The sequence below is a fragment of the Pseudomonas sp. CFBP 13711 genome (assembly GCF_014842265.1).
Classification (GTDB): domain Bacteria; phylum Pseudomonadota; class Gammaproteobacteria; order Pseudomonadales; family Pseudomonadaceae; genus Aquipseudomonas.
In genome coordinates this window covers 53,440-78,603 of record NZ_JACYVI010000015.1, presented here as the reverse complement: position 1 = coordinate 78,603, position 25,164 = coordinate 53,440, and the positions used below count along the sequence as shown (strand labels likewise).

The following is a 25,164-nucleotide window of genomic DNA, read 5'->3' as shown; positions in this document are numbered from 1 at the left end:
TTCGCTATTTTTCGAAAATGTGACGGAGTTCCGGGCTGCCGTCACTTCATCGCCAGAATCGTCAGCCCCAGTTTCTGCTCGCCGCCGTCGATGTCGGCGATCCACACCACCTCGGTATCGGCCTCCAGGCCCTTGAGCGCGGCGTGCTCGGAATCAATGCTCACGCTGATCTTGTCGCCCACCTGGAATGAGCGGGGCGCCTGTATTTGCATGCCGGAGCTGGAGAGATCCACGCAAACCGCCGGGATAATCTGGCCGGCGTAGATCAGGTTGATGTCCGCATCGACCCGCATGCGAATGTAATCCCGTTTTTCTTCGTAATCGCGATCGAGCTGGCCCATGGCACATCCTTTGTTTTGATTGCTGAATTAAGGGTTCTTATAACTCCGGGCGATTTGCGATGTAAAGACACCGCTCGGCAGCGGGGCCTGCTTGAAACGCCAGGCGGATGGGAGTACCGTCTGCGCCTTGAAGGGCAGCTCTGTCATGTGAAGCGTTTGACCAAAAGTCCGCTACCTGAGCCAGAGAGGCTAGAAGCGAATCCAGTACGCGGGCTGACTGCAACCAGCCGCCTACGCCAACCTAATCTGGCGCCGTTTGCCCACATGCAAAAAACCAGTGCCACGCTGCTGATCATCGATGACGACGAAGTAGTGCGCGCGAGTCTCGCAGCCTATTTGGAAGACAGCGGGTTCAGCGTTCTGCAAGCCGGTAATGGCCTGCAGGGTCTACAGACTTTCGAGCAGGAAAAGCCCGATCTGCTGATCTGCGATCTGCGCATGCCGCAGGTGGGCGGTCTCGAACTGATTCGTCAGGTCACCAGCCTCGCGCCGGAAACGCCGGTCATCGTGGTGTCTGGCGCGGGCGTCATGAGCGATGCCGTCGAAGCACTGCGCCTTGGCGCTGCCGATTACCTGATCAAACCCCTCGAAGACCTCGCCGTGCTGGAGCACTCGGTCCGACGCGCGCTGGATCGGGCGCGCCTGATTCACGAAAACCAGGAATACCGACAGAAGCTGGAGACCGCCAACCGCGAGCTCGAGGCCAGTCTGCATTTGCTGCAGGAAGACCAGGACGCAGGCCGTCAGGTGCAGATGAACATGCTGCCCACCAGCCCCTGGGCCATCGACGCGTTCGAATTCGAACATGAGATCATTCCGTCGCTGTACCTGTCGGGCGATTTCGTGGATTATTTTCGGGTCGATGAGCGACGTGTTGCGTTCTATCTGGCGGACGTGTCCGGCCATGGCGCATCGTCAGCGTTCATCACTGTGCTGTTGAAGTTCATGACCACGCGTCTGCTGTTCGAGTCCAAGCGCGGCGGCAGTCTGCCGGAGTTCAAGCCGTCCGACGTGCTGGGCCATATCAATCGCGGGCTGATCAGCTGCAAGCTGGGCAAGCACGTGACGATGGTGGGCGGCGTGATCGACGAGGAAACCGGGCAATTGACCTACAGCGTCGGCGGTCATCTGCCGCTGCCGGTGTTCTACACCCCGGGCGACACGCATTACCTTGAGGGCCGCGGTCTGCCCGTCGGGCTGTTCAACGAAGCGACTTACACGGATCACGTCATCGATCTGCCTGAGTCCTTTAGTCTGACGCTACTGTCCGATGGCATTCTGGACCTTCTGCCAGGTGATACACTCAAAGAGAAAGAAGCCAACTTGCCCGAACTGGTCAAGGCGGCGGGGGGCAGCCTGGATGGTCTGCGCCAGACGTTTGGATTGGCCACGCTAGGGGAGATGCCGGATGATATCGCCTTGTTAGTGTTGAGCAGGAACCTTTAATGAGTACCGGTAGAATCCAGTTCGCCGAGCAAGATGGCACATTCGTCCTCAAGTTTGTGGGTGAAGTGCGTCTGACACTGTGCTCGGCGTTGGATGCGACAATTGAGCGGATCTTCACCTCGATGAACTTTTCGACGGTGGTCATCGATCTGACCGAAACCCGCAGCATCGACAGCACGACCCTCGGTCTGCTGGCCAAGCTGTCGATCCTCTCGCGCCAGAAGGCCGGGTTGTTGCCGACAGTCGTGACCACCCACGAAGACATCACGCGCCTGTTGCAGTCCATGGGCTTCGATCAGGTGTTCAACATCGTCGGTCGGCCAATTCCCCGCCCTGAGGCCCTGAGCGACCTGCCGAGCCAGGATCAGTGCGAAGACGTGGTCAAGGCCAAAGTGCTGGAGGCCCACAAGATCCTCATGGGCTTGAACGACTCGAACCGCGAAGCCTTCCGTGATCTGGTCAATGCCCTCGAACACCAGTAGCAACGCCATCAGCAAGATCAGTAACACGCCCCGGTCCTGAACCGAGGCAATAAAAAAGGGCGGCACCCTCACAGGTGCCGCCCTTTTTACATGCCTGACGCGTTAGTCTTTGGCCGACAGCATCTTTTCCAGTGCCACCTGGTCACGGGCGAACTGACGAATGCCTTCGGCCAGTTTCTCGGTGGCCATGGCGTCTTCGTTGGAAGCCCAGCGGAACTGGCTTTCGTTGAGGGTCACGCGTGGCTCGCCGCCATTGCCTGGCTTGAGTTTCTGCACCAGCGTGCCATTGTCTTCTGCCAGCTTCTGCAGCAGGTCAGGGCTGATGGTCAGACGGTCGCAGCCGGCCAGTTCTTCGATCTGGCTGAGGTTACGGAAGCTGGCGCCCATGACCACGGTCTTGTAGTCGTTGGCCTTGTAGTAGTTGTAGATGCGGGTCACCGACTGCACGCCCGGATCTTCTGCACCGACGTAGTCTTTGCCTTCGGCTTTCTTGTACCAGTCGTAGATGCGACCCACGAATGGCGAGATCAGGAACACGCCGGCGTCGGCACAGGCCTGGGCCTGAGCGAAAGAGAACAGCAGGGTCAGGTTGCACTGGATGCCTTTCTTTTCCAGCACTTCAGCGGCCTTGATGCCTTCCCAGGTCGACGCCAGCTTGATCAGGATGCGGTCGCGACCGATACCGAAATCTTCGTACAAACCGACGATGCGGTCGGCGCGTTCGATGCAGGCCTGGGTGTCGAAGGACAGGCGCGCGTCCACTTCGGTGGAAACGCGGCCCGGGACCACTTTCAGAATCTCGCGGCCAATGGCGACGGCGAAACGGTCGCTGGCGACGTTGATGTCACCCTTGCTGCCGGTGAACGCTTCTTTCAAGCGATCAGCGTTGCTGTCGCTGGAAGCGGCCTTGAGCAAGAGGGAAGGGTTGGTGGTGGCATCGACGGGCTTGAGTTTTTCGATGGCAGCGAAATCGCCGGTGTCGGCCACGACGGTGGTGAATTGCTTGAGTTGTTCCAGCTTGGAAGTCATGAGCGTGCTCTGTCCTGTGGTTGTGCTGACATTACCCGAGCGCCGCCGGTCACTCAAGGGCGTAAACCGCGACAGACACGCCGGTTTAGACGCCTGCGTTTGCGCAAACGGCCTGCCTGCGCGTCAGCCTTGATCCGGGCGATGCGAGCTTTTTACAAAGGGCGGCGCGGGGTCATGGTCTGTCGGTTCCCGAGGAGGGCGGATACTCGATCCAGACTGGTTGGAGCCCGGACCGCCCGGGATGTTCCCGGCGCCTGGCATCTAATCCGCCGACGGTCAGGGACTGGCCCGGGCAGGGTGCTCTGACCGGCTGATCTTCGCAAACCTGCCGCGGTCTGAATCAGCGAGCGGGTGTCTCGCCGCAATCGCTGTCCACCGCTTTGATCAGCGTGGTCCGGTCGAAGACTTCCAGATGAACCTGACACGTCGCCTCGGCCGGCAGGGTGAGGCTCACGCTGTTTGCCGCCACGCCGTTCTGCAGATCGCCCTGCTGGTTGATGGCCGACGTGCCTTGCGCGCTGGTCTGCCTGACGGTCATGCGGTACTGCAGCGTTAGCGGCCCAGGATTTTCCAGGTGCGGGCGGATCACCACCGTCGAACCGCTGCGCTGGGCGTCAACCGTCACCACCAACTGCGTGAAGTCCATCATCGAGGTCACCGTTGGGTCGCGCTGGCGTTCATGTTGTCGCCGAACTGCTTGATGGAGACGGCGCCGCCGAATCCGGCCTGGGTGACGCTGGCCTGATTCGCCTGACCGTACTGCCCGACGAAGGCCTGATTGTAGGCGCCGGTCTGCACCACGCTCGCGGCGTTGTCGGTGCCGTGCTGGGTCACGCCGGTCTGGTTGTTGTTGCCCGACTGACTGACCTGCGCGGTGTTCGCCGTGCCGTTCTGCTGCGCGGTGATGCCGTTGTTGACGCCGCTCTGATTGACCACCGCCTGGTTGCGACTGCCGGTCTGACTCACGGCCTGATTCTGTCGGGCCCCGCTTTGGTCGACGCGCGCATTGTTATAGGCGCCGATCTGCAGAATGGTGGCGACGCTGTTGCCGACGGTGATGTCCGCGTAGCGTGCTTCGCGCACCAGATCCTGCGCCTGGGCGAGCGAGCCGGTGAGCAGCAGTGCCGCTGCGATCCAGCCGAATCCTTTAGCGTTGCGTTCCATTCTTATCTCCTGTGGCAACGATGTCCTTGTCCGCATCAGCCAGCGGCAAGGTGGTCATCTGTTCGTCGTAGCTCTGCAGATAGCCCTGCAGCAGCGGCTTGTTCAGGTCAGCGGGGTTTTTCAGGTTCCAGCTGCCGTCACGGGCACCCTGGGCAATCATGTGGATCAGTGCCGTTTCGATGGCTTCGCGCACGCATTGCTGCACCGGTTCGTTGCGCGACACCCCGGTCTCGACCTCCAGCAGGTGCTTGAGGGAGACGAAGCGGAAGATGCCGAAATCGACCTGAATCGAGAAGATGGTCTTGGTGGTGGTGATGCTCTGGATGATGTCGCCGGTGCGGATGTCCACCGCCCTCAGGTTGACGGTCACCTGATCCTGGCGGTAAAGCTCCGACGGCCCGACACCCAGATAGCGAACACCGATGCCGCCGGTGCGCACGTTGCTTTCGTAGGCGACGATGGCGCCTTCGATGATCATGTTCGCCGGTCGCAGGGCAGGCAGTTGCACCTGGGCCTGATCCTGGGGCTGTTCCAGCGCGCGGATGATCTTGCGCTCGGTGAGCAGGTCCTGAAGATTCTCGCGCTCCACCGGCTTGAACCAGCGTGAGTCGCGCAGGGCGCTGATCAGCAACGACGCGGCGCCCTGGGTCACCGAGGTGGAAAACGAGCTGTCGGGGGACGGTTTGTATTGCCCGGTCTGGTCGCGCAGGCCGTACACCGCGACGCTGATCGGTCCGGCGGGTGCCGGCAGATGGGTCAGGTCACGCAGGCTCTGGGTCGCAGGCGACAGCGTGGCCGGGGAAATGGTCGCAGCAGGCCGGGACGTGGTGCAGCCGGCAAGCAGTATGACGGCAGTGAACATCAACATGAGGGGGCGGACGCGCATTGTTTTTCTTCCCGCAAGAAAACCCCGCCAGACCCTGGCGGGGTACATCATCTTAGTGTTGGTAGATCGTTGCCCTGTTGCCGCTGCCGCCGGTCTGGCTGACGTTGGCGACCATGTTGTTGCCTGTTTGGGTCAGGCCGACGAGGTTGACGGACTGATAAGTGCCCGTGCCGGTCTGGCTCACGACAGCGCGGTTGTTGTTGCCGTTCTGCTGGACGTCGGCTTTCAGCAAAGCGCCGTTCTGCGAAACGGAAAGCGTGTTGAAGTCGCCGCGCTGTTGAGCATTGGCGGTGGTGACGAGGGTGTCGTTCTGCTGGATCGAGCCGAGGTTGTTGTTGCCGTTCTGTTGCAGGGTGGCGGACACCTGCTGGGAGTTATGCCGTTGCGAAACAATTCCGGTATTGCCGTTGCCCGCCTGGGTGAGACTGCTGGTGACGGTGTTGTTGTTGCTCTGCTGCGAGACGCTCGCCAGGTTGTAGCTGCCGGCTTGGGAGACAGTCGTGCCGACGCGAGTGCTGTTGCCGATTTGCGAAGTGCTGGCGGTGTTGTTGTTGCCGCCGCCCTGGGTGATGGAGGCGCTGGTGCTGTAGTTGGACTGTTGATCGATGGTCGCTTTGCTGTAACCCCCGGACTGATCCAGGCTGGCGATCTGCGGTTGAGGGCCACCACCGTTCTGGGTGATCGAGCCCGTATTGTTGTTCCCGGCCTGTTTGGCGCTGGTGAGGTTGTAGTAGCCGGTCTGATTGATCGTCAGGTTGCTGTAAGTGGCCGTCTGGTTGATAGCGCCTGCGGTGTTACGGCCGCCGCTCTGATTGACGGTGACGGTAGACTGGGTGGCGCCGCGCTGCTCGACGTTCAGTCCGTTGTCAGAACCTGCCTGGGTGGTGTTGACGGTGCTTGAATCGGCCATGGCCGCACCGGAGACAGCAAACAGGATGGCCAGAGACAGTAAAGACTTGCGTGCTTGCATGATGATCTTCCTTATTCAATGTTGTAGTGGGTTGTTGCGGGGTAGCGGATGCGACGGGTGTTACGGTTGATTCACTTGAAACTGGGTGGTCTGGCCGGTGTTCTTGTCGGTCGTAACGATTTGCAACAGGCCGCCTTGCAGATTGGTAATTGCGATGCGGAAGTCGGTGGTTTCGACGGTGCCTGGCACCAGTTGGCCGTTGGCACCGACGATGCTGGACGTCACTGCCGACGACACCCGGCTCAGAATCGCGCTCTGCAACATGCTGTTGAACTGGGTCAGCGCGGTCTGCCCGGAAGCGCCCGACGATGAAGACTTCTCGACGTAATGGTTTTGCGCCTGGGCTTGGTTGAGCAGCACCGGGCCGTTCAGCGGATTGCCGCCAAACGAGGGGTTGTTCGGCACATACGCCAACTCGCTGGCCTGAACGCCTGAACAGAGGCCGGCCATCAAGGCGAGGCTGGCGACAACCACCAAACTGCGATTAATAGTGAGTGCTTTCATAGCTCGTCTCGTCCCATGTCCGGGTCGCCAAAGAATTGTGCCAATTGATAATCAAGAATGGCCTGGTACACCTGGCCGGCCGCGTCGGCTGCAATGGCCGGAATAAGCGTGCGGTTGGGCGGCAGGAACATTTGAAACAAGCGGCGATTGCCATAATCCACGAATACCTGACTGCCTAAACGCGCAGTAGGGCGTTCGGTGATGGTCACAGTGAATGTTTCCGCTTCATCTTTTTCCCGCCAGGTGTTTGCAAAACTGTCATAAAACGTCCGGCCTGCGAGGGTCATGGTCTGCCCGATCACAATGCCGCCGACATCACGATGGTTAAGCGTCCGATGTTGTTCAACCGTCGCGGAAGTATTCACGCTGGGCTGAGCAAACACTGCAGTTGCGGCGCACAGGGGCAGCAGCCATAGGCCGATAACGTTAAGGGTTGTCATGTTTGTACGATCTTGGGTACAGGTTGTTACTTGTTATATCTCAATAAAAATACTTTGCCAGTGGTTAATTAAAATAAAGTTCATTTATTTTGTTGGCGTCAACTTCTGTACTTATTTAAATAAGTTTGTTTAAAAGGCGGTGGCGCAAGAGGGGTGCGAATTAATGGCGTCAAATTATCTGCCAGGAAGCGGGCTGTATTAAAACAGCGTCTATTGAGAGTTAATAAGGGGTGCTTTTAACGGGAGGTTGTTAGCTTGCTAATGTTTGGGGAGCGAGTTCAGGTTATGACTGCGTGTTGTCGAGTTAGTTGTTAAAAATTCTTTTTCACCACCGGCTTATACAAGTCCCGGGTGAGGCCGGTCCTGCAAGGGGCGTGTTTTCCGCAGGATCAGCTTCAGCCGGGCGTGCGAGCTGTTAGAATGCGCGTCCTCTTCGACCGACCTGCTTATTGCTCCCATGCTGCCTATCACAGAACCCCGTACCGACCGCCTGCCGTCCGAGCCTTCACGGCGTTTTTCCGTGGCTCCGATGATGGACTGGACGGATCGTCACTGCCGTTTCTTCCTGCGTCTGCTGTCGAAGCATGCGCTGCTCTACACCGAGATGGTCACCACCGGCGCATTGCTCCACGGCGACACCGAGCGCTTCTTGCGCCACGACGAGGCGGAGCATCCGCTGGCCTTGCAGCTGGGCGGCAGCAACCCGGCCGACCTCGCCGCCAGTGCGCGTCTGGCACAGGCGGCGGGCTACGACGAAGTCAATCTCAACGTTGGCTGTCCGAGCGATCGCGTGCAGAACAACATGATCGGCGCAGTGTTGATGGGGCATCCGCAGTTGGTCGCCGATTGCGTCAAAGCCATGCGCGACGCGGTGACGATTCCGGTGACGGTCAAGCACCGCATCGGCATCAACGGACGCGACAGCTACGAGCAGCTGTGCGAGTTCGTCGGCACCGTGCGCGATGCAGGTTGCACCAGCTTCACCGTGCATGCCCGCATCGCCATTCTTGAAGGCCTGTCGCCGAAGGAAAACCGCGACATCCCGCCGCTGCGTTACGACATTGCCGCGCAACTGAAGCAGGATTTTCCCGAGCTGGAGATCATCCTTAACGGCGGCATCAAAACCCTGGAGCAGTGCCAGGAACACCTGAACACCTTCGACGGCGTGATGCTCGGTCGCGAGGCGTATCACAACCCGTACCTGCTGGCAGGCGTGGACCGCGAACTGTTTGGCAGCGATGCCCCGCAGATCACCCGCGCCGAAGCCCTGGCGCTGCTGCGCCCTTACGTCGAAGCGCACCTTCGCGACGGCGGCTCGATGCACCACATCACCCGCCACGTGCTGGGCCTGGGCACCGGCTTCCCCGGGGCGCGCAAGTTTCGGCAGATGCTCTCGGTGGACATTCACAAGACGGACGACCCGCTGGGGTTGCTGGATCGGGCGGGGGAGTTGCTGGAGGGGCGGTGAGTGAGCTACTGCTTCCAGCGCCGGGCTCGCATATTGGCTTGACGGGGAATCCTTGTGTGGGAGCGACCGGGGTGGCGCTCCACTTTGCTCGCGAAGGCGGTCTGCCAAGCGCCGAAAATGCAGCGGCCTGACCGGATCCACGCTCACCGCCGTCCCGCCCGCGTACTCACATCCACCCACACCGCCAGCACCAGAATGCTGCCCTTGACGATCATCTGCCAGTAACTGTCGACGTCGAGCATGGACATGCCGTTGTCGAGGCTGGTGATGACGAGGGCACCGAGCAGGGCGCCGTAGACGGTGCCCGAGCCGCCGCGCATGGAGGTGCCGCCGATGAAGCAGGCGGCGATGGCGTCGAGTTCACCCATGTTGCCCGCCGACGGCGAACCGGCGGCCAGGCGGGCGGTGTTGACCAGGCCGGCGAGGGCGCACATGACGCCCATGATGCCGAAGATCCACAACTTCACCGCCTGCACGTTGATCCCGGAGAGGCGCGTGGCTTCCATGTTGCTGCCCACCGAATAGATCCGCCGGCCGAACACAGTCTGGCTGGTGATGTAGCTGAACACCCCAAGCAGGACCAACAGCAGCAGAACCGGCACCGGAATCCCGTCATAGCTGTTCAGCGTGTAGACGAAGCCTGCCAGCACGGCACCGATCGCCACGACCCGCACCACATCCCGTGCCAGCGAATGCGCGGCCAGCCCGTGCAACGCGCGGTTGCTGCGCTGGCGCCAGGTCAGGAACAGCGTCAGCGCGAAGAGCAGCACGCCGAGCACGATCCCCACCAGCGGCGGCAGATAACCCTGGCCGATGTAGACCAGTTCCGGCGACACCGGCGCGATGGTGGTGCCGCCGGTGATCCCCAGCAGAATCCCGCGAAACGCCAGCATGCCGCCCAGGCCGACGATGAATGAAGGGATGCGCAGGTACGCGGTCATGCAGCCGTTGGCGAGGCCGATCAACAGTCCGCATCCGGCGACGATGCACAGGTTCAGCGGCAGCGGGACGTGGTAGACCACGTCGAGAATGGCCGCCACGCCGCCGAGCAAGCCGAGCAGCGAACCCACCGACAGATCGATCTCGCCGCTGATGATCACCAGCACCATGCCGCAGGCGAGAATCCCGGTGATCGACATCTGCCGCAGCAGGTTGGACAGGTTGCGCGGCGTCAGAAACCCCCCGTCGGTTTGCCAACTAAAGAACAGCCAGATCACCGCGATGGCGATCACCAGCGCGAGCATTTTGTAGCGGGTGAACAGTTGCTTGAGCTGATTCATTGACGCGCGTCTCCCACAGCATCGGGCCGGTCGTTATTGTTTTTGTTGTACGCAGTGTCGTCGGACTGACTGAGCGCGGCGGCGAGCACCTGTTCCTGGGTCAGCCCTTGGTTGATAAAGTCCCCGCGCAACTGGCCGTCGCCTATCACCAGCACCCGGTCGGAGACGCCGAGCACTTCGGCCAGCTCCGACGACACCATGATGATCGACACGCCGCTGGCCGCCAGCGCGCCCATCAGTTTGTAGATCTCGTATTTGGCGCCCACGTCCACGCCGCGGGTGGGCTCGTCGAGAATCAACACCCGTGGCTTCGTCAGCAGCATTTTCGCCAGCACGGCCTTTTGCTGATTGCCGCCGGACAGGCTGGTGATCGGCAGGAACGGGCTCGCAGTCTTCAGGTGCATGCGCGCGATTTCCTTGTCGATGCTGCCCAGCTCGGCTTCGGCGTCGATCCGGGTCAGGTGGGCGAAGCTATCGAGCACGGCGAGCGTGATGTTCTGGCCCACGCCCAGGTCCGGGATGATGCCCTGGCGCTTGCGGTCCTCCGGCACCATGCACAGGCCCGCGCGGATTGATTTGAGCGGCGTGCGCGTGTCGATGGGTTTGCCGTCCAGCCACACTTCGCCGGTGTAGCGCCCCGGGTAGGCGCCGAACAGCGCCGACACCAGTTCGGTGCGCCCGGCCCCGACCAGCCCGGCGATGCCGAGGATTTCCCCGCGCCTGAGCACGAACGAGATGTCGTCCACGCGCTTGCGTTTGGGGTTGTCGACGTCGTAGCAAGTGACGTGGCGCGCCTCGAAAATCACTTCACCGACGCTGTGGGGCTCGGTGGGGTAGAGGTTGCTCATCTCGCGGCCGACCATCTGCGTGATGATCTTCGGGATGTCCATGTCGGCCATGGCCGTGGTCGCGATGTGCTTGCCGTCGCGGATCACCGAGATGGTGTCGCAGACGGCGGCGACTTCATCGAGCTTGTGGGAGATGTAAACGCAGGCGACGCCCTTGGCTTTGAGCTCGCGAATGATGTCGAGCAGGACCTCGATTTCCGAGCGGGTCAGTGCCGACGAGGGTTCGTCGAGAATCAGCAGGCGCGCCTGTTTGTTCAGCGCCTTGGCGATCTCGACCAGTTGCTGATAGCCGCCGCCGTATTGCGAGACCGGCAAGGCGACGTTCATGTCCGGCACTTTCAGTTCGCGCATCAAGGCTTCGGCGCGGTGGATCATCGCCGGGTAATTCATGCGCCCGCCCGGCAGGGTCAGTTCGTGGCCCATGAAGATGTTTTCCGCCACCGACAGGTCAGGGACGAGGGTGAGTTCCTGGTGAATGATGACGATCCCGGCGGCCTCGGTTTCGCTGATGGATTGCGCCTTCAGCGGCTGGCCGTCCCAGAAGATTTCACCCTCCCAGGTGCCGTGGGGATAGACCGCCGAGAGGACTTTCATCAGCGTCGATTTGCCGGCGCCGTTCTCGCCGCACAGGCCGACGCATTCGCCGGCCCGCACCTTGATGTCGATGCCGTTGAGCGCCTTGACGCCGCCGAAGGATTTGACGATGCCGTTCATTTGCAGCAGGTAATCGGACATTGCGGGATCTCGCGCAGAAGCAGAAGACGGGTGCAGCTCGGCCGGTTTGCGCAAAACCCCGTGGCACCGAATCACCTCGGTCCCACAGGGCTTGGCATTAATGCGGCGAATCAGGCCTGTTCAGCTTGATGCCCTACTTACCCGCGATCTGATCCTTGGTGTAGAACCCGTCCTTCTCCAGCAGATCGATGTTGTCCTTGGTCAGCGGCGTCGGGGTCAGGAGGATGGTGTCGACCTTCTTCGCGCCGTTGTCGTACTGCGAGCTGTACGTAGGCTTCTCGTTGCGCGCCAGTTGCACCGACAGTTTCGCCGCTTCCGAGGCGATCAGTTTCAGCGGTTTGTAGACGGTCATGGTTTGCGTGCCGTCGATTACGCGCTTGACCGCTGCCAGGTCGGCGTCCTGGCCGGAGATCGGCACTTTGCCGGCCAGTTTCTGCGCGGCGAGGGCCTGAATGGCGCCGCCGGCGGTGGCGTCGTTGGAAGCGACGATGCCGTCGATCTTGTTGCTGTTTTTGGTCAGGGCGTTTTCGACGATGCTCAGGGCTTCGGTCGGGTTCCACTCCTTGACCCACTGCTGCCCGACAATCTTGATGTCGCCCTTGTCGATGGCCGGCTGCAGCACTTTCATCTGGCCTTCGCGCAGGACCTTAGCGTTGTTGTCGGTGGGCGCGCCGCCGAGCAGGAAGTAATTGCCTTTCGGGGCCGCCTTGAGCACGCCGGTCGCCTGCATCTCACCGACTTTTTCGTTATCGAAGGAGATGTAGGCGTCGATGTCGGCATTGAGGATCAGCCGGTCGTAGGACACCACCTTGATGCCGGCCTTCTTGGCTTCGGCGACGGCGTTGGTCAGCACGGTGGCGTTGAACGGCACGATGACGATGACGTCGACGCCGCGGGAAATCAGGTTTTCGATCTGGGAGATCTGTTTGCCTTCGTTGGCATCGGCGGACTGGACGTACACCTTGGCGTCCATTTTTTCTGCCGCTGCGACGAAGTAGTCGCGGTCCCGGGCCCAGCGTTCGAGGCGCAGGTCATCGATGGAAAAGCCGATTTTCGGATGGGCCGAATCGGCCATGACGGGCAGGCTGAGCAGGGCCAGGGCACTGGCGAGCAGGGTGGTCTTGAAACTCTTCATGGGGGTGCGTCCTGTTATTTTTGTTTAGAGACACTGTCCGAGCGTGTACGGGTTTTCCGGTGAAACTGTAGATACTGGTTGTGCGCCGCGAGCGGGGAATTGTCGTGAGAATGTAACCAACGTAATTCCCCTCTGATGCCGGTCCTGCTCACCCATCGCGTCCATCCAACGGCATTGGCGATGACCTCGACTGTAGGACCGGCTTTAGCCGGGAATGCGTCAGTCGTCACACTGCAAATGTGAGGGTGCCACCACTGGCCTCTTCCCGGCTGAAGCCGGTCCTACGAAAGACATAGCATCCATCCAGCAGATCGCGGGCGCCTGTTGTCAGGGATAAATAAACCGGTTCACCACGCCTTCGAGCATTTCCTGGCGACCGCTCACGGCCTGCGGGTTGAGTTCGTTGTCCATGGCATGTTGCGCCAGTGCATCCAGACTGAAATCCCCCGATAGCACGGCGCGCCCGAACGGTTGGTCCCAGCCGGCGTAGCGCTGGTCCTTGAACGCCTGCAGCTTATCGTCCTGAATCATCGCCGCCGCCCGTTCCAGCGACAGCGCGAGCACGTCCATGGCGGCGACGTGGCCGTAGAACAGGTCGATTTCGTCCAGGCTCTGCCGGCGCACTTTGGAATCGAAGTTATAGCCGCCGTTCTTGAACCCGCCGGCCTTGAGGATCTCGTAGGTGGCCAGGGTCAGCTCTTCGACGCTGTTGGGAAACTGGTCGGTGTCCCAACCGTTCTGCGGATCACCCCGGTTGGCGTCGATGCTGCCGAAGATGCCAAGGGACGCCGCCGTGGCGATTTCATGGTGAAAACTGTGTCCGGCGAGGGTAGCGTGGTTGGCCTCGATATTGACCTTGATCTCTTTCTCCAGACCGAACTGTTGCAGAAAGCCGAACACCGTGGCCGTGTCGTAATCGTATTGGTGCTTGGTCGGCTCCTGGGGTTTGGGCTCGATCAACAGGTCGCCGGTAAAACCGATCTTGTGTTTGTGCTCGACCACCATGCGCATGAAGCGGCCCAGTTGCTCGCGTTCGCGCTTGAGGTCGGTGTTGAGCAGCGTCTCGTAACCCTCGCGACCGCCCCACAGCACGTAGTTCGAACCCTTGAGCCGATGGGTGGCGTTCATTGCGCTGAACACTTGGGCGGCGGCGAAGGCGAACACTTCCGGGTCCGGATTACTGGCGGCGCCGGCCGCGAAGCGCGGGTTGCTGAAGCAGTTGGCGGTGCCCCACAGCAGCTGGATGCCGCTCTGTTCCTGATGGCGTTCGAGCTCGTCGACCATTTGCGCGAAGTTGTGGCTGTACTCTTTCAAGCTGGCGCCTTCGGGGGCGACGTCGGTGTCGTGGAAGCTGTAATAGTCGATGCCCAGTTTTGAGAAGAATTCGAACGCCGCATCGGCCTTCAAACGCGCCAGGTCCATGGCGTCCGCCGGCTTGACCCACGGACGCTTGAAGGTGCCGACGCCGAACATGTCGGCGCCCGGCCAGACGAAGGTGTGCCAGTAGCAGGCGGCCATACGCAGGTGTTCGCGCATGGGCTTGCCGAGGATGATTTTGTTGGCGTCGTAATGGCGGAAGGCGAGGGGCGACTCGCTGCCGGGACCTTCGTAGCGAATGGTGTCGACATCGGGGAAGCAGGGCATCGGGGTTTCCTTATTGTTTTTGTTGACGGCGGTCTTCATGTTTTTGTTCTTGGCTGATCCCGATACTAGCAACGGCCCCGTCCGCGCCGATTGCGAAAATCACCAACCCGGTGTTCGATTTTGAGTATTGAGATTCCCCCGGCGCAGGCCTAGTCTGTGCCGACTCGCTTCACAGGCCCGGGGAACAATAATGAAAACCGTCCCGCCCGCTCACCGCATCGCCCTGTTGTTCAACGGCGGCAAGATCTACGACCGCGGCATCATCACCGGCATCGGCAATTACCTGAGCAGCACCCGCGCGACCTGGGATCTGTTTCTGGAAGAGGACTTTCTCTGCCGCCTGAAGGGCATCGAGCGCTGGCAGGGCGATGGCATCATTGCTGACTTCGACGATCCGCTGATCGGCGAGGCCCTGGCCGGAAGCACGGTGCCGGTGGTGGCCGTGGGCGGTTCCTACGAGGACAAGCGGGCCTATCCGAAGCACATTCCCTACGTCGCCACCGACAACTTCGCCCTGATCAAGCTGGCCTACGAACACCTGATCGAGGCTGGCCTGACGCGCTTCGCCTGTTTCAGCCTGCCGGAAGCGCAAAGCAATCGCTGGGCCCAGGAGCGTGAAAAAGCCTTCCGCCGGCTGTTGCAGCGCGACGGTTTGCACGGCGAGGTCTATCGCGGCCTGAACACCAGCGCGCCATTGTGGGACAGCGCCGTCGAACAGCAAATCACCTGGCTGCAAAGCCTGCCCAAACCCATCGGCATCATCGCCGTCAGCGACGCCCGCGCGCGGCAGTTGCTGCAGGCGTGCCTGACGGCGGGCATTGCGGTGCCCGAGCAGGTGGCGCTGATCGGCATCGACAACGATCCGCTGACCCGCACCCTGACGCGGGTGCCACTCAGTTCGGTCACTCAGGAGACTCAACTGATGGGGCGCACGGCGGCGCAGTTGCTGCACCAGATGCTCCACGGCATGCCGTCGACCGCGAGCCAGATTCTGGTGCCGCCCGAGGCCATCAACGTTCAGGCCTCCAGCCTGCATCAGCCGCTGGGCAATCCGTATGTGATGCAGGCGCTGCACTTCATTCGCCAGTACGCCTGCCAGGGCATCAAGACCGCCCAGGTCGCGGGCTACGTCGGCATTTCCCGTTCCTCCCTGGAATCGCACTTTCGCAAGGAACGCGGCTGCAGCGTGCATGACGAGATATTGAGCTTCAAACTCACGGCCGCCGCGTCAGGTCTGAAAGACGGTGACTCGGCCATCGCCGACATCGCGCAAAACTGTGGCTTCAAATCCGCGCAATACCTGCACACGGTCTTCCGCCGGGAGTTCGGCTGCACCCCCCGCCAATATCAGCAGGGCGAGGCAGCACCGATTCATTGATTTGCTTTAGGGCGCTTCGTTTGGGGCGCGTCTGTCATAACAACGACAACATCACAGGAGTCATCGATGCATCCGATTCGTTTAGGGCTGGTGGGTTACGGCAAGATCGCCCAGGACCAGCACGTGCCGGCGATCCACGCCAGTGACCGCTTTGAGCTGGTGGCCGTGGCGACGCTGGGTCAGCACTGTCCGGGCGTGCCCAATTTCGGCTCGCTGGCTGAGCTGCTGGCAGAAGGTCCGGCAGTGGACGCCATCGCCTTTTGCACGCCGCCTCAGGGGCGTTTTGCGCTGGTTGAACAAGCACTGAAGGCCGGCAAACACGTGCTGGTGGAAAAACCGCCGTGCTCGACCCTGGGCGAGGCGCTTGCCCTGATCGACGAGGTCAATGCAGCGGGCGTCAGTGGCCTGTTTGCCTGGCATTCACGCTTCGCCCCGGGCGTGAGCAACGCGGCGCAATGGCTGGAGGGCAAGACCCTCAAGCAGGTACGAATTGACTGGAAAGAGCAGGTGCGCAAATGGCACCCGGGCCAGGCGTGGATCTGGCAGGCGGGCGGTCTGGGGGTGTTCGATCCGGGGATCAACGCGCTGTCGATCGTCACCGAGTTGTTGCCCCGCGCGCTGTTCGTCGAATCGGCGAACCTGAGCGTGCCGAGCAACTGCCAGTCGCCGATTGCGGCGTCGCTGCAGATGCGTTCCGGCGAGGAGGTGCGGGTGATCGCCGAACTGGATTTCGATCACAGCGTCAACGAGCAGTGGAGCATTGAGCTGCACTGCAACGACGGCGTCATGCGCCTGGACGCCGGCGGCGCGCAGGTCAGCATCGACGGCGTGGCGCAGACCGCGTCGGAGGAGGGCGAGTACCCGGCCATGTACGGGCACTTCGCGCGCCTGATCGACGCGGGCAAGAGCGATCTGGATTTGCAGCCGCTGCGCATCGTCGCCGACAGCTTTTTTGTCGGCAGCAAGGAGACGGTGGCGGCTTTTCACGAATAAATAAGTGACGATCGATGGCCCGGTCTGGTGTGCTGGATCGGGCTTCAGCGCTGACTGCGCTTGTGCGGCCAGTGTCAGATCAGATATGCACCACGCCGGCCAGAGCGATCGAGAACGAAACAATCAGGGTCAACAGAATGGTCATGTTGATGGACATTGCGGGCAAATCCTTGTCTGGTTAATCAGTGCCGCCATCATCCGGATTTGCACGGGCAAACAGAACGGCGTTCGTGCCTATGTTGGCAATCGATGGAAATAATAGTTCGGGGTTTTTCAGAGAGATGCCCTTGCAGCTGCGCCACTTTTCGCGAGCAAGCTCGCTCCCACAGGATTTGCGGCAACTGATACATCTCTGGTGTGGTCATGATTGAGCAGAGCCCATCTTTCTGACGCGCTGCTTTCGCAAGGCAAACGCTGCCCTTGTGGGAGTGAGCTTGCTCACGAAGATGGCATTACAGCCGCTGGAGATGTGGCGGATGTACCGGCCCCTTCGCGAGCAAGCTCGCTCCCACAAGGTTTGCGTCATTGCCTAATCCTCGGTAGCCGCCAGAGCCCGAGCCCAATCCAACCACCCCCTACCCATAAGGACCACCATGCCTTCCACCCCCATTCGCATCACCGATGAACAACTCCTCTCCGACAATTGGTACGTGCTCAAGAAGTACAGCTTCGAGCTGCAACGCCGTGACGGCAGTTGGCAGTCACAGACCCGCGAGGTCTACGACCGGGGCAATGGCGCGACGATTCTGTTGTACAACCTCGAACGCCGCACCGTGGTGCTGACCCGCCAGTTCCGCATGCCGGCCTTCGTCAACGGCCACGATGGTTATTTGATCGAAGCCGCAGCAGGATTGCTGGACAACGCCAGCCCTGAAGAGCGCATCCGTATGGAAGCCGAAGAAGAAACCGGCTACGTCGTGCGTTCGGTGAAGAAAATCTTCGACGCCTTCATGAGTCCGGGTTCGGTGACCGAGCGCATTCACTTTTTCATCGGCGAATACCAGCCCCATGATCGGGTCAGCGACGGCGGCGGGCTGGAAGAGGAGGGCGAAGACATCGAAGTCCTGGAGCTGGATTTCGAGCGGGCCATCGCCATGGTGGAAAGCGGCGAAATCAACGACGGCAAGACCATCATGCTCCTGCAATACCTGGAGCTGCGCCTGATGAAATGAAGACGGCAGGGCCAGAACGACTCGAAGCGCGACGAAAAAGTTTCACCCATCGGTAAACTTTCTTACGTTGCAATGAGAATCGTTTGCGTTATCCTTCGCGTTCCTTTGTTACCAGGGATGTCGAACAAGATGGATTTTCGCCCTGCAATGAGCCAGCCCACCCGGCTTGGCTCACCTTGTGTTGGCGCCACCCGTGGCGCGAGAGACCCGCGCCTCGAGGCGCTGATGGGCACCTACAACACCCACCGCGAGGCACTGTTGCGCCTCGCGGCGAAATTCCTCGGCTGTCGCGCCCGCGCCGAAGACGTGGTCCAGGACGCTTTCGTGAAGATGCTCGAAAGCGACCTCGCGTCCGCGGAATCTGCGCGCTACATGTTTCGCGTCGTGCGCAATCTGTCGATTGACCGTCTTCGCCGCCAGCGTCTCGAACGCAACCACGGCGCCGAAGCCGAGCAGCAAGAGCAGATCCGTTTCGAGGTGTCCCCGGAGCGTGTGCTGGCCGGTCGCGAGTCCCTCGGTCAACTGGTCGGCGCGCTCAACGAACTGCCCAAACGCATGCGCATCGTCTTCGACCTCAGCCAGATCCAGGGTTATACCCAGCGCGACGTGGCCAAGGTCATCGGCACCTCGCCGACCATGGTCAATTTCCTCCTGCGCGACACCCTGTCTCACTGCCGCGCGCGGCTCGGCGAGCTCTAGGCATCGCCGCGTCATGTCTTTCGTTTTCACTGCCCGGAGTCATTCATGAAATTAGTTCGTCTGGTCTTCCAGCAATACCGCTGGCCGCTTGCGATGGTGCTGCTGCTGAGCGTCAGCAGCGGGCTGTTGAGCGTCGGCGTAATTGCCTTCGTCAACCAACGCATGATCAGCAGCCACGAAGGCCTCGGCACCGCGCTGTGGCAATTCGGCCTGATGCTCGCCGTGCTGCTGGCGCTGGCGTCCGGAGCGTCGTTGTCGCTGACCGCGCTGGGCCATCGATTTGTTTATGGCCTGCGCCGGGTGATGGTCAAACGCCTGCTGGACACCAACATCGAGCGCATCGAATCCATCGGCGGGGCGAAGATCTTCGCCAGCCTGTCCAGCGACATTCGCGCCGTGACCATGGCCTTCGTGCAGCTGCCGGACCTGATCTACGGCTCGGTACTCAGCGTCGCGTCGTTCAGTTACCTGGCCTGGCTGTCGCCGTCGCTGTTCATCACCACGCTGTGCTGGATGGCGTTCACCCTGGGCGTGGGCTGGTTGCTGGTGGGCAAGCTCAACGCGCACATCCGCGCGCTGCGTGAGTCCGAGGACAAGCTCTATCAGAGCTACCAGGGCGTGATCGACGGGCGCAAGGAGCTGACCCTTAATCGCGACCGCGCCCGTCGGCTGTACGAAGAAACCTTCGACGTCGCCGCCCAGCGCTACCGCGAGCATTTCACCCTGGCCGACCGGTATCACGGCCTGGCCAGCAACTGGGCCAACATCATGGTCCTCGGCACCATCGGCCTGGCGTTCTACCTGGCCAACGGCCTGGGCTGGGCGCCGACCGAAGTGGCGGCGACCTATGCGCTGACCGTGCTGTTCATGCGCACGCCGCTGGTGCTGGCGGTGGCAGCGATTCCGGCGCAGATCTCCGGGCGCGTGGCGCTGGATAAAGTCGAGTCCCTGGCCCTGGCCGAGCACCACGAAAGCTTCGACGTCGCCCCGAGCCACATCGCCGGTCACTGGCAGACCCTCGAACTGCGTGACGTCGAATACCACTACGCGCCCCAGGGCGACGAGCCCGGTTTCGATGTCGGCCCGGTGAACCTGACCCTGCGCCGGGGCGAAACCGTGTTCCTCATGGGCGGCAACGGCAGCGGCAAATCGAGCCTGGCGCGTTTGCTCAGCGGCCTGTATCGACCATCGGCGGGGGCGATCCTGATCGACGGCCAGGTCATCGGTTCGGACGACTGGCTGGCCTACCGTCAGTTGTTCGCCAGCGTGTTCACCGACTTCCACCTGTTTGCGCAATTGCTCGGTCCCGACGGGCAGAACGCTGACGTGGCGGATGTCGAGCACTGGCTGGAAAAGCTGCACATGAAGCACAAGGTGCAGCTCGCCGACGGGCACTTGCTCGACACGCGTTTTTCCCAGGGACAGCGCAAGCGCCTGGCGCTGATGCTGGCGCTGCTGGAGAAGCGCGACATTCTGCTGCTGGACGAATGGGCCGCCGATCAGGACCCGTTGTTCCGCCGCTTTTTCTACCGCGAGCTGCTGCCGATGTTCAAAAAGGCTGGCGTCACGGTGTTTGCCATCAGCCACGACGACCAGTACTTCGACCTCGCCGACCGTCTGGTGAAGATGGAGTCCGGGCAGCTCAGCGAGCTGCAGGGTGATCGCCGCGAAAACGCCAGCCGCGACGCAGTGGAAGAGATCGGCGCCGCCTACCAGATGAACACAGCCGAGGCGTTGTAAGAATTTTCGGCGACCGGGACTAAACAGCCGTCAGCCTCAGTCGTCATGTTAATGAGAATCAGTCTTAAACATTTTTGATGCGCGTGAACTGCCATCCGGCGCCAGCGACCTTGTCGTCCGGCTGCCGGAGTCGATCGCGCATCGCGCCTTACGAGAGGGAAGCATGGAACTCGTCTACGACTTCATCGGCATCGGTTTCGGCCCGTCGAACCTGGCTTTGGCCATTGCCACCCAGGAGCATGCCCAGCGCAGCGGTCTGGCGCCCCACGTGTGTTTCCTCGAGAAAAAGCCGGCGTTCAACTGGCACGAAGGCATGCTGATCGACGGTTCTACCATGCAGATTTCCTTCCTCAAGGACCTGGTGACCCTGCGCAATCCGGCCAGCCGTTTCACCTTCGTCAACTACCTCAACGAGCGTGGCCGCCTGCAGGACTTCATCAACCTGAAGACCTTCTTTCCGACCCGCGAGGAATACACCGATTACCTGACCTGGGCCGCGTCGCACTTCAACGAACAGGCCCATTACGGCGCCGAAGTGATGTCGGTGGAGCCGCATTTCGAAGACGGCCGCTTTGTCGCGATGGACGTGCTGTCCCGGGACGAACAGGGCGAAATCTCCCGCCGTCGCGCGCGCAATCTGGTGTTCGGCATCGGCGGCATTCCCCAGTCGCCGGCGGCCTTCGACGGCCTGGAAGACGCGCGCGTGCTGCACTCTGCCGGCTATCGCGGCGGCATCGAAAAACTCCTCGCCAATCGCCCCGGCCCGGTGCGCGTGGCGGTGGTCGGCGGCGGCCAGAGCGCGGCGGAAATCTTCGAAGACCTGGCCTCGCGCTTCGACAATGTCGAGGCCACCCTGGTGATTCGTGGCAGCGCGCTGAAGCCCTCCGATGACAGCCCCTTCGTCAATCAGATCTTCAATCCGTCGTTCACCGACACCATCTTCAACCACAGTCAGGAGCGCCGCGTCGCGCTGTTCGACGAGTTCCGCAACACCAACTATTCGGTGGTCGACACCGACCTGATCGAGACGATTTTCCAGCGCATGTACCAGCAGAAGGTGCGCGGCGAAGAGCGTCACCGCATGCTCACCAACCGTGAAGTGGTCCACGCCGAAGTGGCCGCCGACGGCATTGAGCTGTTCCTGCGCGATGCGCCCCATGACCAGATGCACAGCGAGTCCTTCGACGTTGTCGTGCTCGCCACTGGTTACCGCCGCGACTATCACCTGGAGCTGCTCTCGGGCATTCAGCAATACATCCAGGGCGCCAATGTCGACCGCCACTACCGTTTGCCCCTGACCCCCGGCAGCGAAGCGGGGATTTTCCTGCAGGGTTGCTGCGAAGACAGCCACGGTTTGAGCGACACGCTGTTGTCGGTGCTGGCGATCCGCTCTCAGGAAGTCGTCGAATCGATCTTCGGCGATCAGGCGCAACCGTGTTCGGCGCGCTCTGGGCATGGGTCGTTGCAGGCTGAGCCTCGCGTAGCGCTGAAGCTCGCGCGCTAAGCCCGGGCCTTCAAAAAAGCCCGTCACTGCGGTGGTCGTAAACGGCCACCCACTCTTTTCTCACAACGTTGTGGGCCGCCTTTGCGCTGCCTGCGGGTTGAGCCTTGCCGATACAAATAGGTGAAAGAATGAAATCCATACGAGATCAGGCCGCGCATTTTCCCGAACTGGTGGGCTTTTATGCGCAGACCCAGCCGGACCGGATTGCCCTTCGACACATCGTCCACGAGGACCAGCCGCCGCTGCTGACCACTTACGCCGAGCTGGATGCCAAGGCGCGGTCGATTGCCGCTTGCCTGCAGCAGCACCTTGGCGCGCAGGGCGGCGAGCGGTGCGTGCTGATCCTGCCGACCGGCGCGGATTACGCGGCGGCGTTCCTCGGCTGTTTGTACGCCAGGGTCATCGCGGTGCCGGCCTTCGCCCCCGAGTACAACCGGCAGACCCACCTCGACCGGTTGACCGGCATCCTCCACGACGCCGCGCCGCAGATGGTCCTAGGGCGCCGGGAAGACCTGGATAAATTCCAGCACCTGTTGCAGCCGTTCATGCCCGCCGGCGGGCGTTTCGCTGCGGTCGAAGAGATCACCGACGGCCACGCAGGCTTTCAGGCGCCGCTGATCGACACCGCGTCGCTGGCGTTTCTGCAATACACTTCGGGCTCCACCAGCGCGCCAAAAGGCGTGATGGTCTCCCACGACAATCTCATGGCCAACGAAGTCGCCATGGCCCGGCACTTCGTCTCCGATTCGGGGTTGGAGAGCTGGGTCAGCTGGCTGCCGCTGTACCACGACATGGGCCTGATGTGCGGTCTGCTGTTGCCGCTGTACTACGGCGGCACCCTGACGATGATGTCGCCGAACTACTTCCTCGGCCGCCCGGCGCGCTGGCTGGAAGCGATGAGTCAGTACGGCGGGACCTTCTCCGGCGGCCCGGATTTCGCCTATCGCCTGTGCGTCGAGCGCATCAAACCCAGCGCGGTGAAAAACCTGACGCTGGACAACTGGAGCCTGGCGTTTTCCGGCTCCGAGCCGATCCGCATCGCCACCCTGGATGCCTTCAGCGAGCATTTTACGCCGGCCGGTTTCAATCGCCGCGCCCTGACCCCGAGCTATGGTCTGGCCGAAGCGACGCTGTACGTGAGCGCCGCCGAGCGCGACAGGCCGTTCGGCATCAAGCATTTCGACGGCAGCCAGCTCGCCGCCGGGGATGCCGCCGAGGCGGTGTTCGCCAATCAGAATGCCAAAAGCCGTCTGCCGGGGTGCGGCTGGTGCCGGCCCGATCATGACCTGCGGATTGTCGATCCGGCCACGCTGCAACCCCTCGCGTCCGGCCACGTCGGCGAAATCTGGATAGCCGGGCCAAGCGTCGCCCAGGGCTATTGGCAGAACGCCGAAGCCACCGCGCAGACCTTCGTCGAGGAAGACGGCCAGCGCTGGTTGCGCAGCGGCGATCTGGGCATTGCCCGCGACAACGAGCTGTTCATCACCGGTCGCTTGAAGGATCTGATCATCCTCAACGGGCAGAACCTGTACACCCAGGACATTGAGCAGGCGCTGGAGAAAAGCGTCGAGCTGCTGCGTCGCGGGCGCATCGCCGCCTTCCCGGTGACGGACGAGCAGGGCGTCGAAGGCGTTGGCCTGGCCCTGGAAATCAGCCGGAACGTGCGCCGTCTGATGAAGCCGCCGATGATTTGTGAAGCGGTGCGCGACGCGGTGTCCGAGCTGTTTCTGGTGGCGCCGAAAGTCATTGTGCTGCTGGAGCCGGGCGCACTGCCGCGCACCACCAGCGGCAAGCTGCAACGCTCCGCCTGCCGCAGCGGCTGGCAGAACGGCAGCCTCGACAGCTTCGCGATCTGGCAGGACGGCCGCTTGCTCGATACGGACAGCGCAGACGTTCCCGCTGATGCATCGCCGTTGCTGCCGGAAGTCCTGGCCGCGTGGCAGGAGGTCCTCGGCAAAAGCGATCTGAATGCCGCGGATCACTTCTTCGCCCGTGGCGGTGATTCGGTCGGCGTGGTGCAAGTGCTGTCGCGCCTGAACAGTGAGCTGGGCCTGACACTTGAGCCCGCGCACCTGTTCGAACACCCGACCCTTGGCGCCTTCAACGCCCACGTCGCTGTCCACGTCTCCACCCAGCCCCGCAGCGCCGAACGCCCTGCTGGCGTACCGCTGACCTCCCGTGACAGTGACCCCGAGCAGTCTTTCGCCCAGCAGCGCCTGTGGTTTCTCGCGCAGTTGGAGCCGGACAGCAGCGCCTATCACCTGTGCGGCCAGTTGAGCCTCAACGGCGCGCTGGATGATGCCGCCCTGCAACGCAGTTTCGACGACCTGGCCGCCCGTCACGAAAGCCTGCGCACCACCTTTTCCATCGACGCCAACGAAAAGCTGGTGCAGCGCATTCACGCGCCGGGCCCGGTGCTGATCGAACGCCATTACCTGAGTGAGGACACCGACCCGGTTGCAGCATTGGGCGAATTGGCCAGAGTAGCCGTCGAGCAACCGATGGATTTGCAGAACGGTCCGCTGTGGCGCGTGCTCAATGTGCGGTTGGCGCCGGATCGGCAGCAACTGGTGCTGGTGCTGCATCACATCATCGCCGACGGCTGGTCGGTGCAAGTGATGCTCAAGGAATTCGCCGCGCTGTACAGCGCCCATGTACAGGGCGCAGATCCGGCGTTGCCGCCACTGCCGATTCAATACGCCGACTTTGCCGCCTGGCAGCGCGCGCGTCTGGCCGGTGGCGAAGGTCAGCGGCAACTGGCGTACTGGCGTGAGCAATTGGGTGATGCCCAGACCGTCTTGAATCTGCCTGCCGACCGCCCGCGTCCGGCGCAACAAAGCCACCGCGGCGCCCGCTACGCCATCGCCCTCGACCGCGACTTGAGCCAAAGTCTGCGCGACCTTGCCAGCCGCCACGGCGCGACCCTGTTCATGGTCATGCTCGCCGCCTACAAAACCCTGCTTCAGCGTTACAGCAGCCAGACCGATTTGCGCGTCGGCGTGCCGGTGGCGGGGCGTACCTGCACCGAATCCGAAGGATTGATCGGGCTGTTCGTCAACACCCTGGTGCTGCGCAGCGAGGTGTCGCCGCAGCAGTCGTTCAGCACGCTGATCGAGGCCGTGCGCCACACCGCGCTGGGCGCGCAACACCATCAGGATCTGCCATTCGAGCAATTGGTCGAAGCCCTCGGCGTGTCGCGCAACCTCAGCCACAACCCGCTGTGCCAGGTGAAATTCACCCAACAGTTCCCGCTGCCGCAGAACGTTGAAATGGCCGGTGTGCGCATGGACGTCAGCCAGCTCGACG

General features: G+C 61.8%; 22 protein-coding genes (1 of these 22 only partly in view). 10 read left to right on the top strand and 12 right to left on the bottom strand.

Features of this window, described 5'->3' with window-relative positions; all coding sequences use genetic code 11:
• Window positions 1–41: 41 nt before the first annotated feature.
• Window positions 42–341: a PilZ domain-containing protein gene (locus tag IFT47_RS23160; RefSeq protein WP_192174294.1), complete on the bottom strand. Its 300-nt coding sequence runs from the start codon at window positions 339–341 to the stop codon at window positions 42–44.
• Window positions 342–605: 264 nt separating this feature from the next.
• Here IFT47_RS23160 and rssB point away from each other — a divergent pair, with 264 nt between their 5' ends.
• Together rssB and rssC are read left to right on the top strand one after the other, a co-directional pair.
• Window positions 606–1,787 (top strand): two-component system response regulator RssB, encoded by a 1,182-nt coding sequence (rssB, locus tag IFT47_RS23155; protein ID WP_192174293.1) that lies wholly within the window; start codon window positions 606–608, stop codon window positions 1,785–1,787.
• Window positions 1,787–2,269, top strand: coding sequence for an anti-sigma factor antagonist RssC (gene rssC / locus IFT47_RS23150; RefSeq protein ID WP_037009276.1), 483 nt, complete (start codon window positions 1,787–1,789; stop codon window positions 2,267–2,269). The genes rssB and rssC overlap by 1 nt, the downstream gene beginning before the upstream one ends.
• A 102-nt stretch (window positions 2,270–2,371) precedes the next feature.
• Here the strand turns inward: rssC and tal are convergent, their stop codons facing one another.
• The 7 genes from tal to IFT47_RS23115 all read right to left on the bottom strand — a co-directional run bounded on the left by tal (window position 2,372) and on the right by IFT47_RS23115 (window position 7,262).
• A complete protein-coding gene (tal, locus tag IFT47_RS23145; RefSeq protein WP_192174292.1) occupies window positions 2,372–3,298 on the bottom strand; it encodes a transaldolase in 927 nt (308 codons plus the stop codon).
• Between the two features lie 340 nt (window positions 3,299–3,638).
• A complete protein-coding gene (gene csgH / locus IFT47_RS23140) occupies window positions 3,639–3,947 on the bottom strand; it encodes a curli-like amyloid fiber formation chaperone CsgH (protein WP_192174291.1) in 309 nt (102 codons plus the stop codon).
• Window positions 3,948–3,952: 5 nt separating this feature from the next.
• The gene (locus IFT47_RS23135; RefSeq protein ID WP_192174290.1) at window positions 3,953–4,462 is read right to left on the bottom strand and encodes a curlin-associated protein; all 510 of its coding nucleotides are present in this window, start codon (window positions 4,460–4,462) and stop codon (window positions 3,953–3,955) included.
• On the bottom strand, window positions 4,446–5,348 hold the full coding sequence (locus IFT47_RS23130) for a CsgG/HfaB family protein (RefSeq protein WP_192174289.1): 903 nt from the start codon (window positions 5,346–5,348) through the stop codon (window positions 4,446–4,448). The genes IFT47_RS23135 and IFT47_RS23130 overlap by 17 nt, the downstream gene beginning before the upstream one ends.
• Window positions 5,349–5,400: 52 nt before the next feature.
• A complete protein-coding gene (locus IFT47_RS23125; protein ID WP_192174288.1) occupies window positions 5,401–6,318 on the bottom strand; it encodes a hypothetical protein in 918 nt (305 codons plus the stop codon).
• Window positions 6,319–6,378: 60 nt separating this feature from the next.
• On the bottom strand, window positions 6,379–6,822 hold the full coding sequence (locus IFT47_RS23120; RefSeq protein ID WP_197984103.1) for a curli assembly protein CsgF: 444 nt from the start codon (window positions 6,820–6,822) through the stop codon (window positions 6,379–6,381).
• Window positions 6,819–7,262 (bottom strand): CsgE family curli-type amyloid fiber assembly protein, encoded by a 444-nt coding sequence (locus IFT47_RS23115; RefSeq protein WP_192174287.1) that lies wholly within the window; start codon window positions 7,260–7,262, stop codon window positions 6,819–6,821. The genes IFT47_RS23120 and IFT47_RS23115 overlap by 4 nt, the downstream gene beginning before the upstream one ends.
• Before the next feature lie 457 nt (window positions 7,263–7,719).
• Between IFT47_RS23115 and dusA the strand changes: the two genes are divergently transcribed.
• Window positions 7,720–8,730 (top strand): tRNA dihydrouridine(20/20a) synthase DusA, encoded by a 1,011-nt coding sequence (gene dusA, locus IFT47_RS23110; RefSeq protein ID WP_192174286.1) that lies wholly within the window; start codon window positions 7,720–7,722, stop codon window positions 8,728–8,730.
• Window positions 8,731–8,873: 143 nt separating this feature from the next.
• Here dusA and IFT47_RS23105 read toward each other — a convergent pair whose 3' ends face one another.
• The 4 genes from IFT47_RS23105 to xylA form a co-directional block, all read right to left on the bottom strand.
• A complete protein-coding gene (locus IFT47_RS23105; protein WP_192174285.1) occupies window positions 8,874–10,010 on the bottom strand; it encodes a sugar ABC transporter permease in 1,137 nt (378 codons plus the stop codon).
• A complete protein-coding gene (xylG, locus tag IFT47_RS23100) occupies window positions 10,007–11,593 on the bottom strand; it encodes a D-xylose ABC transporter ATP-binding protein (protein WP_192174284.1) in 1,587 nt (528 codons plus the stop codon). The genes IFT47_RS23105 and xylG overlap by 4 nt, the downstream gene beginning before the upstream one ends.
• Before the next feature lie 133 nt (window positions 11,594–11,726).
• The gene (xylF, locus tag IFT47_RS23095) at window positions 11,727–12,728 is read right to left on the bottom strand and encodes a D-xylose ABC transporter substrate-binding protein (protein WP_192174283.1); all 1,002 of its coding nucleotides are present in this window, start codon (window positions 12,726–12,728) and stop codon (window positions 11,727–11,729) included.
• A gap of 327 nt (window positions 12,729–13,055) precedes the next feature.
• The gene (xylA, locus tag IFT47_RS23090) at window positions 13,056–14,372 is read right to left on the bottom strand and encodes a xylose isomerase (RefSeq protein WP_192174358.1); all 1,317 of its coding nucleotides are present in this window, start codon (window positions 14,370–14,372) and stop codon (window positions 13,056–13,058) included.
• A gap of 190 nt (window positions 14,373–14,562) precedes the next feature.
• Here xylA and IFT47_RS23085 point away from each other — a divergent pair, with 190 nt between their 5' ends.
• The 7 genes from IFT47_RS23085 to IFT47_RS23055 form a co-directional block, all read left to right on the top strand.
• Window positions 14,563–15,750 (top strand): XylR family transcriptional regulator, encoded by a 1,188-nt coding sequence (locus tag IFT47_RS23085; protein WP_192174282.1) that lies wholly within the window; start codon window positions 14,563–14,565, stop codon window positions 15,748–15,750.
• A 66-nt stretch (window positions 15,751–15,816) separates the two neighbouring features.
• Window positions 15,817–16,743 carry a Gfo/Idh/MocA family protein gene (locus IFT47_RS23080; protein ID WP_192174281.1) on the top strand — a complete coding sequence of 309 codons (927 nt, stop codon included), beginning with the start codon at window positions 15,817–15,819 and terminating at the stop codon, window positions 16,741–16,743.
• A gap of 593 nt (window positions 16,744–17,336) precedes the next feature.
• Window positions 17,337–17,915, top strand: coding sequence for a GDP-mannose pyrophosphatase NudK (nudK, locus tag IFT47_RS23075; protein WP_192174280.1), 579 nt, complete (start codon window positions 17,337–17,339; stop codon window positions 17,913–17,915).
• A gap of 147 nt (window positions 17,916–18,062) precedes the next feature.
• Complete coding sequence (locus IFT47_RS23070; RefSeq protein ID WP_192174279.1) at window positions 18,063–18,614, top strand: sigma-70 family RNA polymerase sigma factor; 552 nt, start codon at window positions 18,063–18,065, stop codon at window positions 18,612–18,614.
• A gap of 45 nt (window positions 18,615–18,659) precedes the next feature.
• On the top strand, window positions 18,660–20,354 hold the full coding sequence (locus tag IFT47_RS23065) for a multidrug ABC transporter permease/ATP-binding protein (protein ID WP_192174278.1): 1,695 nt from the start codon (window positions 18,660–18,662) through the stop codon (window positions 20,352–20,354).
• Window positions 20,355–20,517: 163 nt separating this feature from the next.
• Entirely contained in the window at window positions 20,518–21,858 is a 1,341-nt protein-coding gene (locus IFT47_RS23060; protein WP_192174277.1) for a lysine N(6)-hydroxylase/L-ornithine N(5)-oxygenase family protein, read from the top strand.
• A 128-nt stretch (window positions 21,859–21,986) separates the two neighbouring features.
• On the top strand, window positions 21,987–25,164 hold the start of the coding sequence (locus IFT47_RS23055; RefSeq protein WP_197984101.1) for a non-ribosomal peptide synthetase. 6,569 nt of this gene lie beyond the right edge of the window; the window shows 3,178 of its 9,747 coding nt (coding positions 1–3,178); the start codon lies at window positions 21,987–21,989; its stop codon lies off the right edge, out of view.

Bases quoted from the DNA above. Each gene is read 5' to 3' on its own strand.
- IFT47_RS23160 (WP_192174294.1), bottom strand. From the start codon at position 341: ATGGGCCAGCTCGATCGCGATTACGAAGAAAAACGGGATTACATTCGC.
- rssB (WP_192174293.1), top strand. From the start codon at position 606: ATGCAAAAAACCAGTGCCACGCTGCTGATCATCGATGACGACGAAGTA.
- rssC (WP_037009276.1), top strand. From the start codon at position 1,787: ATGAGTACCGGTAGAATCCAGTTCGCCGAGCAAGATGGCACATTCGTC.
- tal (WP_192174292.1), bottom strand. From the start codon at position 3,298: ATGACTTCCAAGCTGGAACAACTCAAGCAATTCACCACCGTCGTGGCC.
- csgH (WP_192174291.1), bottom strand. From the start codon at position 3,947: ATGATGGACTTCACGCAGTTGGTGGTGACGGTTGACGCCCAGCGCAGC.
- IFT47_RS23135 (WP_192174290.1), bottom strand. From the start codon at position 4,462: ATGGAACGCAACGCTAAAGGATTCGGCTGGATCGCAGCGGCACTGCTG.
- IFT47_RS23130 (WP_192174289.1), bottom strand. From the start codon at position 5,348: ATGCGCGTCCGCCCCCTCATGTTGATGTTCACTGCCGTCATACTGCTT.
- IFT47_RS23125 (WP_192174288.1), bottom strand. From the start codon at position 6,318: ATGCAAGCACGCAAGTCTTTACTGTCTCTGGCCATCCTGTTTGCTGTC.
- IFT47_RS23120 (WP_197984103.1), bottom strand. From the start codon at position 6,822: ATGAAAGCACTCACTATTAATCGCAGTTTGGTGGTTGTCGCCAGCCTC.
- IFT47_RS23115 (WP_192174287.1), bottom strand. From the start codon at position 7,262: ATGACAACCCTTAACGTTATCGGCCTATGGCTGCTGCCCCTGTGCGCC.
- dusA (WP_192174286.1), top strand. From the start codon at position 7,720: ATGCTGCCTATCACAGAACCCCGTACCGACCGCCTGCCGTCCGAGCCT.
- IFT47_RS23105 (WP_192174285.1), bottom strand. From the start codon at position 10,010: ATGAATCAGCTCAAGCAACTGTTCACCCGCTACAAAATGCTCGCGCTG.
- xylG (WP_192174284.1), bottom strand. From the start codon at position 11,593: ATGTCCGATTACCTGCTGCAAATGAACGGCATCGTCAAATCCTTCGGC.
- xylF (WP_192174283.1), bottom strand. From the start codon at position 12,728: ATGAAGAGTTTCAAGACCACCCTGCTCGCCAGTGCCCTGGCCCTGCTC.
- xylA (WP_192174358.1), bottom strand. From the start codon at position 14,372: ATGCCCTGCTTCCCCGATGTCGACACCATTCGCTACGAAGGTCCCGGC.
- IFT47_RS23085 (WP_192174282.1), top strand. From the start codon at position 14,563: ATGAAAACCGTCCCGCCCGCTCACCGCATCGCCCTGTTGTTCAACGGC.
- IFT47_RS23080 (WP_192174281.1), top strand. From the start codon at position 15,817: ATGCATCCGATTCGTTTAGGGCTGGTGGGTTACGGCAAGATCGCCCAG.
- nudK (WP_192174280.1), top strand. From the start codon at position 17,337: ATGCCTTCCACCCCCATTCGCATCACCGATGAACAACTCCTCTCCGAC.
- IFT47_RS23070 (WP_192174279.1), top strand. From the start codon at position 18,063: ATGAGCCAGCCCACCCGGCTTGGCTCACCTTGTGTTGGCGCCACCCGT.
- IFT47_RS23065 (WP_192174278.1), top strand. From the start codon at position 18,660: ATGAAATTAGTTCGTCTGGTCTTCCAGCAATACCGCTGGCCGCTTGCG.
- IFT47_RS23060 (WP_192174277.1), top strand. From the start codon at position 20,518: ATGGAACTCGTCTACGACTTCATCGGCATCGGTTTCGGCCCGTCGAAC.